This is a genomic window from Pantoea sp. 9140, from assembly GCF_000745295.1.
Classification (GTDB): domain Bacteria; phylum Pseudomonadota; class Gammaproteobacteria; order Enterobacterales; family Enterobacteriaceae; genus Pantoea; species Pantoea vagans.
In genome coordinates, this window is record NZ_JQNO01000001.1 from 2,820,132 (window position 1) to 2,839,285 (window position 19,154).

Below are 19,154 nucleotides of genomic sequence, written 5' to 3' on the forward strand. Positions count from 1 at the left end.
ATGCCAATTTCTCATAAAAGTACGCCAAAACCCCAGGAGTTTGCGGCGATTGACCTGGGCTCGAACAGTTTCCATATGGTGATTGCGCGGGTCGTCGATGGTGCGATGCAGGTACTGGGCCGCCTTAAACAGCGCGTCCATCTGGCTGACGGGCTGGATGCTCAACACAACCTCAGCGAAGAGGCAATGGAGCGGGGATTAGCCTGTCTGGCTCTGTTCGCCGAGCGCCTGCAGGGGTTCAGTCCCAGCAACGTGACGATTGTCGGCACCCATACGCTGCGCGAGGCGGTCAACGCCGAAACCTTCCTGCAGCGGGCTGCTGAGGTGATCCCCTATCCGATCGAAGTGATTTCAGGCCATGAAGAGGCGCGTCTGATCTTTATGGGTGTTGAACACACGCAGCCGGAGAAAGGTCGCAAGCTGGTGATCGACATCGGCGGCGGCTCCACCGAGCTGGTGATTGGCGAGGATTTTGAACCGCAACTGGTTGAGAGCCGACGCATGGGTTGCGTCAGTTTCGCCCAGCTCTATTTCCCGAAAGGCGAAATCAGTCGTGAAAACTTCCGTCGCGCCCGCTTAGCGGCTGCGCAGAAGCTGGAAACGCTGGCGTGGCAATACCGTCTGCATGGCTGGCAATATGCGCTGGGTGCGTCCGGCACCATCAAGGCCGCCTGCGAAGTGCTGCAGGCGATGGATGAGAAAGAGAAGCTGATTACGCCTGAGCGCCTCGACAAGCTCTACGACGAGGTGATGAAGCACAAATCCTTTGCGGCCCTCAGCCTGCCGGGCCTGTCGGAAGAACGCAAAGGGGTGTTTGTGCCCGGACTGGCGATTCTGTGTGGCGTGTTTGATGCGCTGGCGATTCGCGAGCTGCGTCTTTCTGACGGTGCGCTGCGTGAAGGCGTGCTCTATGAGATGGAGGGCCGTTTCCGCCATCAGGATATTCGCAGCCGTACGGCACAAAGTCTGGCGAATCATTACGCCATTGACAGCGATCAGGCGCGCCGCGTGCTGGAAACCACCGAGCAGCTTTATCTGCAGTGGAGCGAGCAGAACCCGAAACTGGCCAATCCGCAGCTGGCCGCCCTGCTGAAGTGGGCGGCGATGCTGCACGAAGTGGGTCTGACGATTAATCACAGCGCCCTGCAACGTCATTCCGCCTATATCCTGCAAAATACCAACCTGCCGGGCTTCAATCAGGATCAGCAGATGCTGCTGGCGGCGCTGGTCAGATTCCACCGCAAAGCGGTGAAGCTCGACGAGTTGCCGCGCGTCACGCTGTTCAAGAAAAAGCAGTTTGTGCCGCTGATTTTCCTGCTGCGCCTGGGTACCCTGCTGAACAATCAGCGCCAGGCCACTACGCGTCCGGATGCGTTAACTCTGAAATGCGATGACGGCCACTGGACGCTGATTTTCCCAGCGGGCTACTTCAACCAGAACAACCTGGTTCAGCTCGATCTGGAACGTGAGCAGGTTTACTGGAACGACGTCACAGGATGGAAGCTGATCCTCGAAGAAGAAGCCTGACAACCCGGGCGCCTGGCGCCCGTTTAACTGAATTGATGAATATGACACAACCAACTGCACCACTTTCAGGCGAAAACTATTTTGCCGAAACCTATGGCCTGACGCCGCCCCACTCCGAAGTGGTTGCGGCTCTGCCTCATCTCAACGTCGGCAAGGCGCTGGATCTGGGCTGTGGCGTGGGTCGCAATACGCTGTTTCTGAACCAGCACGGCTTTGACGTCACGGCATGGGACCATAATCCGCAAAGCCTGGCCCGCCTGCAGGATATTATTGCCCGGGAAAACCTCAGCGGAATTCACACCGAGCAGCGCGACCTGAACAACACGCGCTTCAATGGCGGCTTCAACTTTGTGCTGTCGACCGTAGTGATGATGTTTCTGCAGCCGCAGACCATTCCACAGCTGATTGCTGACATGCAGGCCTGTACGGTCAGGGATGGTTTCAACCTGATTGTGGCGGCGATGAATACGGAAGATATGCCCTGCCCGGCTGATTTCTCCTTTGCTTTTAAGTCCGGCGAGTTGAGCCACTACTACCGTAACTGGCACATCGTGAAGTACAACGAACATCCCGGCCAGTTGCATCGCAAAGATGAAAATGGCAATCGCATTACCTGCCGCTTTGCTACGCTGCTGGCACAAAAAGCGAGTTACTGATCTTTATCTGCTGTTTTTTTCAACAGCGATTGATTTCATCAGGCGACTGTGACTAAATATTGCAGTCGCCCCTGATGGGGTCATTACAGGAACCACCCCGCGTGAACAGCGCTATTTCTCCCCGAAGACGTCAAAAAACCGGCACCATGACCCGTATTGTGTTGCTGATCAGTTTTATCATTCTCTTTAGTCGCCTGATATTTATCCTGCCCGCTGCCTTCGAGCATCACCAGCAACAGAAAGCGATTCCTGAACCGGTTACCGTTACATCAGGTGATACGCGCTAACGAATACTGACTTTTCGCCTGAAAGACTTCTTAAAAGTAAATGTTATCCAGACAACTGGACTCTTTTTTGCATCCCTTTTTCAGGCGAAACGCTACACTTCGTGCTGGTGCTTTCAGACTAAAGGGATCTCATTGTGTCTGCCTCTCACTCTCAACGTTTAAGTGAAATACGTCATCGCATTCTGACGCTGCTGCTCAACGAGCACGATCTGGTTGATGCTCTGCTGGAGAAATCCGGCGATCTCAATCCTGAACAGCAACGTGAAAATGCGGCCCAGCGTGATGCGCTGGAACAGGACATTCTGCAACTGCATGCCGCTGACCTCGCGGATATTCTCGAAGCCCTGCCCGAAGAGGAGCGTCAGGCGCTGTGGCGGCTGGTGCCAAATGAGCGGCGCGGCCATGTACTGGTTGAAGCCTCTGAAACGGTCTGGGCCAGCCTCACCGAGGAGATGAGCGATCGCGATATTCTGCGAGCTATCCAGCCGCTGGATATCGACGACCAGGTCTGGCTGGCGCGTTATCTGCCGCGTGACCTGACCGGACGCCTGCTGGCAACCGTGGAGCCTGCTCTACGCGCCCGCATGCTCGATATGGTGCAGCTCGACCGCGATCGCGTGGGCCGGGTGATGGATTTCAATATCCTGACGGTGCGCGACGATGTCACGCTGGCAACGGTGCAGCGTTTTCTGCGTAAGCGTAAAGACATGCCAGGCGGCACGGATAAGCTGTTTATCACCAATAAAGAGAATCAGCTGCTGGGCGAGCTGATGCTGACAGATATCCTGCTTAACAAACCTAAAACCCTGGTGAGCGACGTCATGAATGCGCGCCCGACCACCTTCCAGCTCAACGATAAGGCCGAAGACGCCGCCAGCGCCTTTGAGCGTTATAACCTGATATCTGCCGCCGTCACTGACGCAAAAGGAAAACTGATTGGCCGTGTCACCATTGAAGACATCATCGACCTGGTCAACGCCGAAAACGAAAGCAACATCCGTAAAATGGGCGGTATCAGTCAGGAAGAGGATGTTTTCGCGCCGGTGCGTAAATCGGTGCGTAAACGCTGGGCCTGGCTGGCGATTAATCTCTGTACCGCTTTTGTCGCCTCGCGCGTTATCGGGCTGTTTGAAGGGACGATTTCGCAGATCGTCGCACTGGCAACCCTGATGCCCATTGTCGCGGGTATCGGCGGCAACACCGGTAACCAGACCATCACCATGATTGTGCGGGCGCTAGCCTTACATCAGGTTGAACCGGGAAATTTCTCTTTCCTGATCGTCCGTGAGCTTGGCGTGGCGCTGATCAACGGCCTGTTCTGGGGCGGCATCATGGGCGGCATTACCTGGCTCATGTATGACAATATGGCACTGGGCGGCGTCATGATGCTGGCCATGGCGCTGAACCTGCTGCTGGCCGCGCTGATGGGCGTGCTGGTGCCGCTGGTGATGACCAAAATGAAGCGCGATCCGGCCGTGGGTTCCAGCGTGTTGATCACCGCGCTGACCGATACCGGTGGCTTCTTTATCTTCCTGGGGCTGGCGACAATCTTCCTGCTGCCGCACTGATTAGCCGCGAAGGCCGTAACGTTGCAGCGACCCGTTAAGATTGCGCTGTCGCGTCACCTGTGCCAGCTCACGTGTGGCCGCAGGCAGCGTATAATTACCGCGCTGGCTCAGCCACTCCAGTACATCCGCTAAGTGCCAGATAGCGGTTTTACCGTCATGCACCGGCAGCGGAAACGGCGGGCGGTGGCTGAGCATCAGCTTACGCATATTCTGTCGCGTCATGCCGATGATCTCCGCCACATCTGTCAGGCCCACAAAATCGGGTGCTGCTTCCACCAGCGTGGCGCCCGGTATCGCTCGCAGTACATCCTCTTCCGCCTGCCTTAATACGTCCGTTGCAGAGTCAGACTCCCTGGTGAACTCCAGTGCAATTCGTCCAGGCATCCCCAGACCGATCAGCGCATCGTCACAGCCTGCTGCTGCCAGCGTTTCCAGCATCTCATCCACCGGCGCATGCCCTTCCGGCAGGCTGAACCGTAGCGTAAAACAATATTCCATATGCCTCTCCTTGTGCTGTCTCAGGACTTCAGATAGTGACAGTTATCGACCACGCGCCGCAGCGCACGGGCATGATGATGTACGTTTTTTGGTGTGCTCCAGATACAGGTCAGACAGAACTCCCCGCATCGGCACATCAACAGATTTTTCGGGCAGTACATTTTGCCCCAGGCATGATGGCCTCCGGTAACCACCAGCCAGCCGTGGGATTCGGCGTAACGTAACGCCCTCTCTATCTCTTTACTGGGATGCCGCTTCCTTGCCATATGTGCCCCGATGCTGACGCCGAATGAATGAGTTGTCAACTGACAACTCAATGGATATTTCTTAATATGGCTCAGCATGCGGAGACTTTTTCTCGCAGTAAAACAGTCAGGGTATAAACTGGAAAACGTCACGCAAAAAACGATCGGCAGCAGTAACGATAATTAATGGAGGCAATATGTTTAAAGCAGAGGATTTGGTTCAGTCGAAAACCGGCGGCCCTAAAATGCAGGTGCTCCGCGTAGAAGGCGACACCCTGTGGTGCGCGCGCATTGATGATGCGGCGAAGAAAGAGATCGAAGTGAAGGCAGAGAGCGTCAACCTCTATCATGAAGAAGGTGACTTTGGCGTGTGCTGAGGCAAAACGGCCCCTGACGGGGCCATATTGTCAGGGCTTGTCCTGCTGAAGATTGTCGTTGCCCAGACCGCCAATAAACGGCAGCCGCAGCCGGAATGGCGAAAAATCGAGTCCCATGTTCAGACCCAGCAGGTTCATTTCAAATCCCTCTTCTGCACCCAGTGTCACGCCCGCCACGCCCAGAATCGACACCTGCACACCGCGCCCGGATGGCGGCAGCCCGACAGGACGCCACAGTGGCCGGTAATCTTTGCCCAGCGCATTGGCGGGGAGATCCAGCCTTAGGGCGGGCACTTCACGGCCAATGTGTGCCAGGAAGGTGTTGCTGTTCGGTCCAGGCCACGCACGATAGGTTGTCGGCCACGGATAAGATTTAATGGCGGCTTCTATCTGTGGGATCATCGCCTCGGCTTCCGGTCCGCGATGCTCCACCAGCAGCCGCGGTTTTGCGCCATACCAGTAACCATCCGGCAGGTTGCTGTTGCGGCGGATCTTATCGCCACTGCCCCAGCTAATCACTTCATAGCGGGTGAATCGCGTTTCACCCGCACGTTTGAAGATGATCCACGGATGCACTGCCACCCGCCCTTTCCAGCCATAAGTCGGCGCGGCATAGACCTGCACAATGGCCAGGTTAGATAACGCGCGCGGATCGGGCGCTATCCCGGACGAATCGCGACGGGCGGTGGCCCAGCCGCCCGACTCTGCGGTTTCGCCGTGACGCGTTGCCTGCGCGATGCTGGCCCCCAGCGACAGCAGCAGCACGGCAACAAAAAACAGGCTGAACACTTTCAGTGAGAGCATGACAACATTCCTGGTGACGTAAGAATCACGAAACGCCTGTTCAGCAGGCGGTTTCAGTAAGCGGCGGCTTTGGGATACCTCGGTTAAAGCGGCGGATAAAAGCGGGACACGGCTGAAGTGAAGTGCAGCTTTTACTGCATGGAGGATAGCGTAATTCCCGGCAATGTGAACAGAAAACCGCCAGATGGCTATCCGGATGTGCCGAAAGGTTAAAGCGGGGAGTCTGCGTGTGTTTCAGGCAATAAAAAACCCGCTGGAAGCGGGCTTTTTAGGCATCAGGGTTTAATCGGCGCGAACCGGTTTATTCCCACTCTATTATCAATTAAATTAAAATTAACTTAAATAACGGTTACTTATAAAGTCGATCTTTCTTGATACCACAATCTATACCATGCGGAGATTTTTTTATTTTTTCTGCTCATCGACGTTTATTAAGCTCAGGATCATGCTGAGAAGACTCTCGCACAACATGGATCAAATATAAAATTAAAGATAAAAATCAGCATCTTAGAAAAATTTATGCACAACCTCCATTTGAATTCCTAAGCAGATTCTACCGTCCATGACATCTTTTGTATTTCATGCCACTGCCACATGGACAAGGGACATTACGGCCAATCTTTTTGCTCTTGCGACCAAAGTGGACTTGTTTTTCCCGTTCGAGATTGACCGTACGTTCAGGATTGGCCATTCTCGCCGCGTCTTCATAAATGTGTGCGTTTTCTGCTGTTTGCTCCGTCGGTATGTAAATTTTGAAAGACCGCGCCTGGGCATAAGTACCATCGGCACTAACTTCAGCCACAACGCCAATGACGTTAGTAGCCTTGGCGCTCAACGCAACTGCGCTAGCCTTATTGTTCACCTTAGTCCAGTCAATTGGATGACCATGCCGTTGAAGCCAAACGAAGAGCGGTACACCGTCCCCGCCCAGAACAAAGTAACGAACGGGATGCTGAATCAGTGTTTTTCGAAGGTCGGACAGCATCTTGGCCAGATTATTCCGGCCTTCCTCTCCTAGGTCACGGATATGACTCTCTGCTGAAAGCCAGCCGCTAGCTCGGGTGCTATCGAGTGCTCCAAGCAGCTTCAGAACCTCCTCCGGGAACTTCTGACTTGGGAACGGTTTGCTTTCCCACTCCTCACCTTCGAAGGTCCTGTCGACGATGTCACTCATGCCATCCCAGATAACCATGTTCGCTTTCTCTTCCTTCAACTGCTCGATAATATCCTGATCAAAACGGTTCTTCTTCAGGTAAGCACCCAAGTGATCGAACTCGTCGAAGAGATGAGCCCCGCGTATTCCGGCCACGGCTTGCCGCACCTCCAAGTAATGGACGAACTCCCCGGGTGTGGGCAAGAGTCGCTTGAGCACAAACAAATCGTCGATGGACAGTGAAATGAAAGCATGCTTTCCAAGTAAAGGTTCAACCTGCGGTAATTCTTTACCGTACGTGGAAAAGGGCGAGAACGACTCGACTGTCAACCCAATCGGCACCATCACCCGGTAGTCAGAGCGACGCACACGACAACACTCTTCGTATTTGCCATTCACGAGGTGATAGAGGGACACTTCATCCGCCGAATTCATATAATTGAAGAAGCGCGCACATTGTTTATATGCCTTGAGTATTAAGTCCTGCACTGATTGAGCATGGCGGCCAAAATCAAGCGCCGGTGATGCAATGGTGGCAGCTGCACCAGCCTTAGCCTCAACTAGTAACAGCACATCATCGACCAAGATTAGAGTATCGTTTTCGGACCACTGCTTGCTGTCAGGATCCTTGTAGTAAACCTCCTGAAGAACTGTGGCTCCCGGAAGCTGGGCACAGAGAATGTTGGCAAAGGCTGCTTCGCTCATCATTTTCTGCCTATCTTTAAAGGCCTTATTGTAATCCGGCTTTCGCTGAAGGAGATTAAATAGGAGCGCACGATACCCTGCATCGCGAGCAAAACAGGGATCGACCGCGTAGTAGTCCGACCCAAGCTGAATTAGAGGTTTCTTACGTGCTGGCAGTGTCCGAAAGGGTGTCCCCTTAAAATCGCCCGCTGCGAAGAACTCAGTATCTTCTCCTCGCTGGTATGACAAGTCTGCTAGCAATGTCGGTGGCAACTTCGTGTGACGGCTTACATTGGCAATACCGCCGCGAAACATATCCTCCATCGCCCCCCGGACCGCTTTGGACTGCTCCTCATTTTCAGCAATCCATGACTCCATAGCGTCTTCCATAGACTTACTTTGCTCCATAGAAAAAGCTTTTACCGCCTCAAACTGTTTCATCATCTCAATGATTGCATTGGCCTGCCCAGAACGAGTAGCGTCGGCCATGGCCTGAAAGCCTTCCGCAATATCGGTGGCACCAATGCCGTACACCTCCTCCAAAACATCATTGTGAGGCGCCAGAACGTAGTGATAGAACTCGCCCTCCAAAACTTGATAACGATTCCCGCGTATCATGACCCAAGTGGATTTCGCACGGAATTCAATGTCGGCCGTATTAGGACCGAAGATGCCATCTTTGGTATCAGCAGAGGTGGCCATAGCATAGAACATGGCCAGCTCTCTCAGTTTTCGGCTACATTCAAACAACTCAGCGCACAATGCTTCGTCGAATTCCATATCCGAAGGAGCGGCCTCAGATGCCAGAACCGCGTGAACATACTCCAGTAAGAACTGGGTTTCATTAACTAGGTCAGCTGAGCTATCTTCTTGGTCTTGCTTTTCGCCCCCAATTTGGTTTCCCATTTTTTTCATCATGTGCTGAGCGTAGATGTACCCAAGCAAATCATGTGGAGGCATTTTGACAATCAACTCACGCATTCGGTCAGCAATGGATTCCATATCCTTCAATAAAGAAGCTACAGCATTCTTTCGAACTTCTTCCATATTCATTCTTATCACCCCATTTTGAACTACTGATCTTTCGAGCACCATAATGCTCACTCGTCAATCATATCAGCTCAGTCCTGCATCTTGGCTTTACGCTATTCACGATAATCAGCTTTCTTATATATCGCCCTTACTCTGGTTACGTCGAGGTTTCGGCACTTTCTGTAATGGATCATTTTTATCGGTGTGCCTAGCTTGTAGTAGTCAACAAAAACTGGCCACGACTTAAGAGTTTTCCCAGAACAATCCTTCTGATTCATTCGGCGTCAGCCCACCATTAAATTAATGAGGTCTGAGTTGGCTATAATATTCCGTAATGAAATTAGCTATCGCCGCGTTGGCTGCGGTTAAATTCACATACCAATTAATTGGCACTCATCCCGTTTTCAGGCTTCTGAAGAATCGTTTGACTGAACAACGCCTTTATCTGTGACAACAACCGTTGCTGGCCTTTTCGCCTGATCTGTCGGGTGCTGGATGTTCATCCCAGTGTCCTCAGCAACCGCATTTATAGCACCATCAAGTAGATTTGAGACTGACAGGGAAGATTAATCAGTTCTGGCAGGAATTGGGATGTGCCTACGGCTATCGCAAGATCGAGCTGGAGCTGGAGATAGCGGGCAACAGTACGGCGTGAAAAAATTCTGGCGGTTGAGGGAGCGTGTAGGGATAAATGCTAAAGTCGGGTACTGGAGCCCACGTGCACGCAAAGGCGAGATCAGTATTGTGTCGCTGACAGGCTCAAGCGACATTTCAATCCGGATACTTTGGATGAGCATTGGATAACGCACTGAACCAACATCAGGACCCACGAAGGATGGCTGTATCCAGCCGTGGTTTTTAATCTTTTCTCACGTAAGGTTATCGGCTGGCCAATCTAATCCCGGATAACAAATGATATTGTACTAAATGCACTAATGATGGCTGTATTGCGGCGTAATCCCCGAAAACAAGTGCTGGTTCGCTTAGACAAGGGCCGTTATTACACAAACCACGAATGGCAGCCTTTCCTGAAATCACACGGAATGGAGGGTAACATGAATCGTCGCGGTAATTGTCATTATTACGCGGTTACAGAAAGATTTTTCCAGTTGTTTAAATGCGAACGGATAAAGAACTACGGAACGCGCGAAGAAGCTCATAACGATATTTTTTACATCGAAATCTTTCATAAAAGTAAACGCCCGCATAACTCGAGCTATTAAATATCACCCACATAAATATTAAAACTAATATTTTTAACGACACGAAAGCGTCTGATTTTCCCAAGACGATTCAGCATATTGTTAAATCGTTAAAAAACAGACTGAGGCTACAATCTATATTTTATTTTCCGCCAATTTTTAACTTGCATATTTAAAGTTATACAAAATTATTCAAGCATTAGAGTTTCATCTTCAATATACGCGTCTCAAGAGCTTCTCTGGCTTTTTCGAGTAATGATAGATGGTGACCGTACAATTGGCTTGCATCATCATCGTGAATATAATCTTTCGCCCTCTGCTTTGCGCGCTCAGTGGTATATAGTTCAAAAATCTCTATGGTTTTCTTACCTTTAAGAGAACCATTGTGCTCCTTAATCAGCACTTTTACTTCCTCAGAAGTGTAAGTGATGTGATCTTTAGGATCATCAAAGAATGGATGTACAAATGAAAATTCTGAGCGTCGATAACTCCTTTTCCTAACAAGAATTGGATCAAAATTTTTCTTAAGATCGGTATTACATGTATAACAAGACAAAACCAAATTTGTCGGCCAGAACATCCACTCTTTGTAAGATTCTTTGGGGGCAATATGATCCCTATGAGGCCGCTTTTCGAACAGTCGAGAGCCACAATAAGCGCAGCGTTTATCCTGCTCCATGAGCATAAGCCTCGTCACCTCTTTTTTGAAATCCTTAGTTGCCTGTTTGCCATGACCCCATGGATCTTTTGCTTTGGTCTTGAGCACATAATTTTTTAATTCTTTGACCATTTTAAATCCATATGAAGGAACAGTTAATTTTTTCAATCCAAACTCTCCATATAAGTTATCACCTCATTGACGACAAGCTCTAAAGGTTCAATACCTTTATAGTCAATACGGGAGAGCTTGTTAATAAACTGGCTGAGAAAAACCTTATCTTTACCGCCTTCTTGAATATGCTTTAAGACGGCGCTTAACTCTCGAGTCAAATGATAATTCGAAGCGGAAGGAATTTGCAAAACGTTGTAAAGGACGGACTCGGAGCCCCACCCCTCGAAAACACCATCCAGGACTTTAACCCCCATCTGATCCGATTCGCGTTCTAAGGTGACAATACTAGCTTGCCCCAACATAACGCTCGACAGCATGTGAGGTGAATGAGTAGCTATGATTACATGGCTTTTGGGCGCTCCTAATAAAGACTTTTGCAACAATTCAACATAACGTTGTTGCCAAACCACGTTAAGACTCACCTCTGGTTCATCAATCACGATTAAGCTGCCGGGAGTCGCATAGGCGATGACTTTCGCTCCGACTGACAACAAATTCTGCTGGCCAGAACTCAGTTCCTCAAAGCTCAACCATGAACGAGCCTCAAAAAGCAGGGTTGGCCACACCGAAACACCTATCCGACTCGCGGCTAAGAAACCTAAGACTAGTCGGCTCAATTCAGACTTGTCCTGCTTGTCGATTGTAGCAAGTCTAACGATGGCCCATTCGCTTTCGCTAGAACGCAACGGCCATTGAATGTATTTATCCAACAAAAGGAAAAGCTGTTGAATATGGTCTGTCATGACTGAAAGCTCTTCGTCACTAGTCATGTCAGCTCTTCTGGTTCCCAGACGCCGAATTAGACGATCCTTTATGTATTGAGTTCGTTCACGTTCACCGAGGAAACGATGAATTTCTTTAATTTTGCGTTTCTGGAATCCAAATGCAATTTCCCGAGTACTTCCAAAAACCATATCAATCCATGAGCCAAATGCTCCCAGTCGCGTATCATCGGAAAGCATTCGTATAACAGATTCAGCAACCGCTCTATCAGTTGAGCCTGTAGTCGTAAGGTTAGTCGCTTGTCTCACCCCCAGATAATGATAAAACTGTTCTTCATTAGTGCTGTCGCGGTGATAAGGAAATTTATCTATTACCAGATTTGAGATAGCAAGAAGCCTAGAAGGCAGAGATGCCGCGGGAGGACTTTCCTGCTCCGAACTGTAAATTTCACTCGCTCTTGAGATACCATTTTTCCTTGCTATTATGCGTGAACATCGCAGGCTGTGTGATCCTTGAAGTAGACGATAGGATTTAAGCTCTGAAGAGCTCTTTGCTTGCGAATCTGTTAACCCAGAAACCAAGCTAGCAAGTATTCGACTCTTGCCGGTGCCATTAGCTCCGACAATGAAGGTGATATGTGTTTTTTTTAAGTCGGCTTTTTCACCGATAAATTTTACATTTACCTCAGAGCCGTCTCCAAAATCAAACTGTGCATTTTCAATAAAATATGAAATTTCTTTCACTTCAACTCATTCCTATTCAATAACGAAAAAGAAGTTATCCAACATCCAACCATATGGCTCAATATTATATTTTATTTTTCGATGAAATTTACGTATTGACATTAAATGTTGCGGATGATGCATTCTTACTACGAAACAATACCAATAACTGACTTAACTTGCGACGAAGCTGCCCATATACAAGGCTGCTCATCTTGAGACTTCTAAATCTCAGCATCCGGTGTTTCTTGATCGGAAAAGGTGCTGTCAGGTGGCGCACTCCTCTTACCTTGCCACACATGCGGTGGTAATGGCATGCGATAGTGGCGGCAAGCCATAAGAAAAATTGGTGTCAGGTGATTTCGAACGGCACTTATTCGCTCGTCCAGCGGATGCTCTTTCATCACACGGTTCAATAGGCTAAAAACTGCATCTAGCGAATCGTTGATTGGCAGACCAGGCACCGATAATCCATGGTCCCGATCTCCCCCCCAGAAAACGTCATCCGTTCGTGCGTCGGGAATCCAAATTTGGTGAGTCATGTGTGGCGCGTGTTCTAATAACGTGCGGCGCAAATGCTCTGCTCGCTCCTGATCGCCTATCATAGCCAGCCAAGCAAGCACGAATGTGTAAAGAATTCCCGCGCGCGTGTGTTCTTCGAAATATGCATCACTGCAGTCCCTCGGATGGGAGAGAACATCACGATATTCTGTTGTCGGCGTAGGATAATGCCGACGAGCTCTCAATCCGTAGCAGAGATTGTCGGACATGCTGCGAATGTAGCCAGCTACATTAGATAGGCGGCCACGCAAAGTTGCGAGGCGCATAAATAGAGCCAGTTCGATCGTAAAATCGTCGCGAACGGGAACAGAAAGCGACGGATTCGCATTCAGCATACCAATCGCTATGTTGAGCACTTTGTCCGCCCTTTCATTCATTGCTTGCGCGAATGACTCCTCCCCACCACTCATAGCATCCAGCCATAGCCCATGAAGAGACAATCTCCCCAGCATCTCGAATAGCGCGATGTTAATATCTACTGCGTAGCGTGAATTTACGGCCATTGAAAGCGCATAGCGCTTGTCGGCGAACGGGCCAATCTTCTCGACAAGTAGAAGGTGAGCGATCATTAAGTGCAGCTGCAAGACTTGATCAAAATGAGCTAGCCGCTCGTGTTGCGTCGTTCCCTTCCGCAGACGAGTACTATCACAGAAAGGCCAACTACGTAGAAGTACTAGCTCTGAGGCTCGATATGCGGCCTCAAGGTTATCAGCATCGCGAGCCCAGACAAAAAGTATCCAAAGGCACAGGTAGGCCTTGCGTAGCTGACGCGTGCGCTCTGTTTGATTCTTCGGCTCAGTGAAAATGACATTTAGTAAGTGACGGAAATGCCGATAAGCGACCTCGGGCTGATCAAGCATCGCTAGCGCCTTATGAAATAGCCCTCGATTCTCGCTCTCAATTAACTCAGCACGCAACATACTGCTAAGGATCAGTTCAGAGAGACGATCCCCGTTCCATTCGGCAAAATGAATGTTGGCTTTCTCGTTCGCCCGACAGTAACCGCTCCATTGGGCCCGGACATCCTCACGCATCTCACCGCCCATGCAAACGCATATAATGATTGGCAGGCCCGCAAAATGGGGCGGGATGCGGTTCGGGATATAGTCATCCAAAACCTCATTTAGCGATGGACGCACGGCCTGCTGGCCGGTATCCCAATGCTCTCGTGTCAAATCACCAGACTTGATCGTGAATAGAAACAGACTTCGAGTACCATCACGATCAGGATCAGGGCCGACTGCCGCTACGTCGACACCAGCTTGCCGTGTGCCACGACGAGGACGTGTTAGAACTTCGAAACCACTCTCAGCCAAAAGATCAGGAAGAATAGCGTCAAGTTCTTCACGCTCGCGTAGCGAGCGCAGATAGTGCATCACGACGAGTTTCATCTCTGTCCTCGCTGCTCAAGCTTGAAATAGAGGAGCATATGATCGAGTCCTACTGGGTCAACAATGTCGAGGATAGGCAACTCGGACGAGATTGAAAATGAATGCATCGCAGTCTCGGTGAGATGTGTGGCCCCCTGCCCGGTATGGATCGGCGTCAACGACGATCTGCCATACAAGATGTATTGTTTGGCGAAGATATTCTCAAAAATAGATTTCCGACGCCCTTGCTCCATGCCTCGCTCCATCTGCTCATGCCATTGGACACGTGCCGCCTCGCGCTGCATTTCACTGGGGTGCAGCTCGACTAAACGCTCAATACCTTCCATTGCATCCTGAAGTGCTACCTTTCGTGTGAGCAATTCAGCAAGGTCCGGAGTGCTTTCAGCGTAACGCTCAAGGTAGTCCTGTAACTTACCCCCGTAGCTCACGAGCAAAGGGTGATAGATCAGATCAAGGACATCATTTTTGATATCTGACGACCCATTGCGAAGCACCGCTAATGGAATGACTACTGCAACTACTGGATCAATGAAGAACCACCCGACCGCCTTGCGACAAAGGTATAGTTGCTCCGATGGCTCCACTGGAAGAGATGACGCGGGGATTGAGAAAGGAGGATCGTCATTTCCGACACCGCAAACTTCGCTAGCAACGCATTTGTGAGTATGCATGCTCCCGTTCAGTAGCCAGTACACAACAGCGTTCCCTAATACCTCAGAGCCGGCATTTTGCAACGCGTTGTAGGTGCCCTCGAACGCGTCTAACGTAATCCGACCTCCTGAGCGTTCAAATAACTCAGTAAGCAGACAAATCACTTTTTCAGCATGCCCATCACTCACGAGTTGATAGGCTGCATGGCTGAGATGTGAAATCGTTCCTACATTATCTGAGTCAACATCCGCAGCAGCATCAAGGCATAAGTTTACAGCATTTTCTGTGAGACCAACCCGGTGACGCCACAACAGGTCAACTGCCAAGTGGATCGAGAAGGGACTCCTCGTCTGAAAGATCCTGTCAAGTTGCTCGTCAAAACCGACCGGTGCAACTATTTTTCGCTGTGCAGCAGCCCGATAGCCCGCTTCCAAGGATCTGAGTGCGATGTCTTCATCATCGCTGGACGCTGCCTGGAGCAGGATGTCGAGCACCTCACCGTAGCGTTCACCAAGTTCCATGGCCCCCAAAGCCGAGAGGGCTGCAAGCTTAGCCTCCCGCTCCTGAGCCTGCGCAAAGATGATGCCTTTTTCTATTTCGGCATTCATTACGAGAACCGTGAATAGTTGACGCAGAGCTAAGTTATCGCCAGCATGTACCGCTTCGTAGACCTTGGAAGATCTGATTGGATTCTTCTTCGTCCATTCCCCAAATGCAGTACTCGGGGCCCCTGCCGCCAGATCATTACCACCTGCATCAAGCAGACGTGTGATAAAAGCAAGGAGAACATCCTGATCTAGGTTCAAAAGGGGTATCAGATCGCATAGAAAATGCTGGACAAGGAAGAAACGTGGTCCCTTTAACTCCGACAGCGCTTCTTCAATATGAAGGTCAATCGGTGGCGCATCGGTAGCATTCAATATTGTTGCAAGCGTCTCTATCAATGCAGAATGGCTGTCATCCAAGCACCGATACCCTCCGTCCGCAATAGTCTGAACCAAGCCGAGAGTGCGGAGTTTCGTAGCCAATTCCGCCTTGTCTATCGGTATCTCCTTTATTGTCATTGGTCTACCTTTTGGATTCTTCACTCCGGAATTTCTCGCAAGATTTTCAAATTCAATAAAATTGACACACACCCCAACCTATTATCAATAACAAAACAGTGCTATTAAATTCAAGTCATTGTTGATATCTCTTCTAAGAGATAACCATCAAAATGCTATATCTTCCAAACTACTTTAAAACAGCATTTTTTTCTTGATCCTGCTCCCACAATGACACGGTTAATTTTACTCAAGCTTCATCCGTCTAGTTTCATGGCACCTGAGGGACTGCAGATATCATGGCATATGAGTTATTATTTCTGCCGTCGTTCATTCGGATCTTGTAGCTCCTGCAGATTACTCTTAAAGCCCTCATGAGCCCCAAAGATTTTAACAAGAACGCGGGCCTCGTCATCTCTGAGACGACGCATACCGGAGATGATATCTTCAACATCCTGCAGAGAAACATCCATAGCTTCCGCCAGTTGATCATGAGACATGTTCAGCGGTTTTAAAAATTCCTCTGCTAGCATTTATCCCACTGTCACAGGCCCGGCGGTATCTGCTTTTGTGTAGTATGCAAGAATCTCAGCACGCCCCTGCTCATACGTCAGCTCACCTGAAATAATACGTGCCTTAATGGACTCATAGAGCGGCGTACCACTGGGGTCCATTCCTTCAATTCTCAAGGAAGCCTCTGCTTTGCGGAAGCCCTCAATGCGTAACCGTGAATAAGGAGTCCTAGACATGATTTTTCCTTTGAGTTGCAGGAGTAAAGTTCGCTCAGTGAAAGCGTCAGTTCACGCTACCTTGTTAACTGACGCGCATGATTCAAGATTTATTATTGCCGGATAAGCTATCTCCGGCAAAATCATCATGTTCGCGGTTATCCCGACGAGTAGCTGTTTGTTTACGTATCTGAGTCGCCAACTCTTCTCCCATAGTCTGATGAGCACCAGAAGAATTGCTGTTTTGCTTCATTGTCTGGTACTCAGCAGCTCCATTAACCATACTGCTTCCCATATATCTTGCCATGCGTCCAATACGCGAGAACGATGCAGCAAAACCTTCGCTTCCCCCACTGGAGCTACCTTTACGAGATGACTGGTCTCCCGACGTGTTTACAGAACCAGTATCTTCACCACCGCCAAATCCTCCACCTGAACCACCGGCAGACCCAGATTCTTCGGCCATTGCTTGTTTGTGCAGATTCGAAAGCGGCTTTTAATGCAGAAACCCCGCCACTGACTTGAGCTGTAGTGCTCATTGCCATCGTTCCAGCACCACTAATCGCAGTAGCAGCAGCGCCCGTAATCATACCGGCCCCGAACCCACCAATCCCTTGTAAGGATGCTCCTCCGACAATGCCAGATAACAACAACGGTAATTTATTAGTCAATACTAAAAGAATAATTGACGCCAGCAGTAAAACAATAAGACTATTAAGATCAGGAATATCATTTCCAATAATAGAAAAGTACTGATCTATAAATGATTGTCCAATACCAATGATTATTGTCATAGTGAATAATTGAACACCAATCGATAAAACTGTCCGTAGGTAATTTATTGCTATATCAGAGGTCCACTTCGAGCCACCAAACCCAAGCAATATAACTCCCGCATAACACAACACCCATGCAGAAACTAAAATGATTAGCATATTTATTGCTATGAGGGCCATTACTATCAAAACAATTATCGCTACTGTTATCATTATGGTGGATATCATTGGCGACCAAATTGATGCGGCTGAACTGACCTTGGACAGTATCACAAATGCCATATCAACTATGCTTGAGGGTGATATACCAGTACCTATTCCCAGAGCGTTTGCTGCAAGTTGTCTCATTGAATTAATTATTGATTGAGATATAGCTGGGCCGTTGATTAAAAGATAATAGAAAAAACCAATAACAGCAAAAAAACGAACCATTTCTGCAAGTACCCCAGTCAGCCCCTCCCCTTGCAGCGCCATCATGCTAAATGTCCAGACCATACTTATTAATACCAGACCCCAGAAGAGCCAATTTGCATAGGCAGCAATTACTGTTGTCCATGTACTGGCTACTTGTTGAAACTTATCTAATAAAGAATCAAGTAGCCCGCTACTATCTAATTGACCAGCATAGGCATTTATAGAAAAGAAAAGTATGATGCCTAAAAAGGTGAGTTTGCTTGCTATTTTCATGATTACCATTCTCGTTTAGGGCTTGGTTTATTATTACTACGCAATGTGCAATTATCGTATCTATGCGCATCTAATTTATTATCTGGCATTGTTGAGCAATCTTTATCGTTTTTTTTGCAAGAACAAAAAATCATTGTAGTGATTAGAATAAAAACCATCGCAATTTTATTTTTCATCCAATTGGTCCTCACCACATTCGCTTTGGGCTTGGTGTATTCTGTCCAGCTAATACTTTCTCATCAGCGACTATTTGTTGGGCTTCTTTATCAGCCTGAGCTTGCGCTAGGGTTGTAGCTGCATTTTGTTGTGCCACCAGTAATGAGCGGATTTGCAGTAACTGATTTGTTTGTGCACTAGCCAGCTGGTTAGCCGTCTGAATGGCTTCCATTTGCCCTTTTGCACCGGTTGCATGAGTTTGCAAATCGGCCAGGTTGTTAGCATCGTTTTGCAGCGTTTCTTGCTGTTCATCAATCGCCTTGAATACGGCGTCATTAGCTTTTTTTCGTGCCTCAGAACTGTCCTGTTCAGCTTTACGCAGTGCGCTAATTTCAGATGCAGTACACTCAAGATTGGTGTTGAAGCACGGTGATGAACGGTAGTAGTTAACATCCTGATATCGTTTCAGGTACGCATCGAGACTCCCGGCCTGATTTTTGTAGTAATTCAGGGTGTCCTGCGCCTGCAGTAATTTGTTGATGGTCGAATTAGCCTGGTCCCAGATGTAAGCAGCAGGTGCTACGGTGTTCTGCAGCATGTTTTCATATTGCTGCAGTTGCATCTGGTATTGCTGGATTTGTTTTGCCACTGCCTGAACGTTGTTGACTGCACTGATTGTGGTCTGAACAACATTAGTTCCATCAATAACTGGGATACCTGCTTTGACCGGTAATGCTACGATATACGCGATGAAGGAATCTACTAACGCTTTTTTAGCGGCTAAAATACTTCTTTGCGATGAAAATATTTGGAGCATAAATTTCATTTGCTTACCTCAAACTCAACTGATT

16 protein-coding genes and 2 pseudogenes are annotated in these 19,154 nt (G+C 49.1%); 6 read left to right on the plus strand and 12 right to left on the minus strand.

Annotated elements, in window-relative coordinates; all coding sequences use genetic code 11:
• From ppx to mgtE, 4 genes are all read left to right on the plus strand, one after another.
• Complete coding sequence (gene ppx, locus FA92_RS13050) at positions 1-1,527, plus strand: exopolyphosphatase (RefSeq protein ID WP_033783870.1); 1,527 nt, start codon at positions 1-3, stop codon at positions 1,525-1,527.
• Between the two features lie 41 nt (positions 1,528-1,568).
• On the plus strand, positions 1,569-2,183 hold the full coding sequence (gene tehB / locus FA92_RS13055) for a tellurite resistance methyltransferase TehB (RefSeq protein WP_033783871.1): 615 nt from the start codon (positions 1,569-1,571) through the stop codon (positions 2,181-2,183).
• A 101-nt stretch (positions 2,184-2,284) separates the two neighbouring features.
• Positions 2,285-2,470 carry a YfgG family protein gene (locus FA92_RS13060; protein WP_013358709.1) on the plus strand — a complete coding sequence of 62 codons (186 nt, stop codon included), beginning with the start codon at positions 2,285-2,287 and terminating at the stop codon, positions 2,468-2,470.
• A gap of 134 nt (positions 2,471-2,604) precedes the next feature.
• On the plus strand, positions 2,605-4,038 hold the full coding sequence (mgtE, locus tag FA92_RS13065; protein WP_033783872.1) for a magnesium transporter: 1,434 nt from the start codon (positions 2,605-2,607) through the stop codon (positions 4,036-4,038).
• Here the strand turns inward: mgtE and FA92_RS13070 are convergent, their stop codons facing one another.
• Together FA92_RS13070 and FA92_RS22735 are read right to left on the minus strand one after the other, a co-directional pair.
• Complete coding sequence (locus FA92_RS13070; RefSeq protein ID WP_033783873.1) at positions 4,039-4,536, minus strand: hypothetical protein; 498 nt, start codon at positions 4,534-4,536, stop codon at positions 4,039-4,041.
• Positions 4,537-4,556: 20 nt separating this feature from the next.
• Positions 4,557-4,802: a hypothetical protein gene (locus FA92_RS22735; RefSeq protein ID WP_072008980.1), complete on the minus strand. Its 246-nt coding sequence runs from the start codon at positions 4,800-4,802 to the stop codon at positions 4,557-4,559.
• Positions 4,803-4,978: 176 nt separating this feature from the next.
• Between FA92_RS22735 and FA92_RS13075 the strand changes: the two genes are divergently transcribed.
• Positions 4,979-5,158 carry a hypothetical protein gene (locus FA92_RS13075; protein WP_033783874.1) on the plus strand — a complete coding sequence of 60 codons (180 nt, stop codon included), beginning with the start codon at positions 4,979-4,981 and terminating at the stop codon, positions 5,156-5,158.
• 30 nt (positions 5,159-5,188) lie between these two features.
• Here the strand turns inward: FA92_RS13075 and FA92_RS13080 are convergent, their stop codons facing one another.
• Together FA92_RS13080 and FA92_RS13085 are read right to left on the minus strand one after the other, a co-directional pair.
• The gene (locus tag FA92_RS13080) at positions 5,189-5,962 is read right to left on the minus strand and encodes a DUF3750 domain-containing protein (RefSeq protein ID WP_033783875.1); all 774 of its coding nucleotides are present in this window, start codon (positions 5,960-5,962) and stop codon (positions 5,189-5,191) included.
• 553 nt (positions 5,963-6,515) lie between these two features.
• Positions 6,516-8,894 carry an SEC-C metal-binding domain-containing protein gene (locus FA92_RS13085; protein ID WP_051926527.1) on the minus strand — a complete coding sequence of 793 codons (2,379 nt, stop codon included), beginning with the start codon at positions 8,892-8,894 and terminating at the stop codon, positions 6,516-6,518.
• A 404-nt stretch (positions 8,895-9,298) separates the two neighbouring features.
• Between FA92_RS13085 and FA92_RS23650 the strand changes: the two are divergent.
• A pseudogene (locus FA92_RS23650) lies at positions 9,299-10,054 on the plus strand (IS3 family transposase); the annotation flags it as partial.
• A gap of 178 nt (positions 10,055-10,232) precedes the next feature.
• Here FA92_RS23650 and FA92_RS13100 read toward each other — a convergent pair.
• From FA92_RS13100 to trbJ, 8 genes and pseudogenes are all read right to left on the minus strand, one after another.
• Entirely contained in the window at positions 10,233-10,859 is a 627-nt protein-coding gene (locus FA92_RS13100; RefSeq protein WP_156105708.1) for a retron system putative HNH endonuclease, read from the minus strand.
• Entirely contained in the window at positions 10,856-12,331 is a 1,476-nt protein-coding gene (locus FA92_RS13105; protein WP_156105710.1) for an AAA family ATPase, read from the minus strand. Before FA92_RS13105 ends, FA92_RS13100 begins: the two co-directional genes overlap by 4 nt.
• A 203-nt stretch (positions 12,332-12,534) precedes the next feature.
• The gene (locus FA92_RS13110) at positions 12,535-14,262 is read right to left on the minus strand and encodes a hypothetical protein (protein WP_033783878.1); all 1,728 of its coding nucleotides are present in this window, start codon (positions 14,260-14,262) and stop codon (positions 12,535-12,537) included.
• Positions 14,259-15,878 carry a hypothetical protein gene (locus tag FA92_RS13115; RefSeq protein WP_197061504.1) on the minus strand — a complete coding sequence of 540 codons (1,620 nt, stop codon included), beginning with the start codon at positions 15,876-15,878 and terminating at the stop codon, positions 14,259-14,261. Before FA92_RS13115 ends, FA92_RS13110 begins: the two co-directional genes overlap by 4 nt.
• Before the next feature lie 392 nt (positions 15,879-16,270).
• Positions 16,271-16,489 carry a hypothetical protein gene (locus FA92_RS13120; RefSeq protein WP_051926528.1) on the minus strand — a complete coding sequence of 73 codons (219 nt, stop codon included), beginning with the start codon at positions 16,487-16,489 and terminating at the stop codon, positions 16,271-16,273.
• Positions 16,490-16,705: an antitoxin VbhA family protein gene (locus FA92_RS13125; RefSeq protein ID WP_033783880.1), complete on the minus strand. Its 216-nt coding sequence runs from the start codon at positions 16,703-16,705 to the stop codon at positions 16,490-16,492.
• A gap of 82 nt (positions 16,706-16,787) precedes the next feature.
• Positions 16,788-18,147, minus strand: a pseudogene (trbL, locus tag FA92_RS13130) (P-type conjugative transfer protein TrbL).
• 187 nt (positions 18,148-18,334) lie between these two features.
• Positions 18,335-19,129 carry a P-type conjugative transfer protein TrbJ gene (gene trbJ / locus FA92_RS13135; RefSeq protein ID WP_033783881.1) on the minus strand — a complete coding sequence of 265 codons (795 nt, stop codon included), beginning with the start codon at positions 19,127-19,129 and terminating at the stop codon, positions 18,335-18,337.
• Positions 19,130-19,154: the final 25 nt, after the last annotated feature.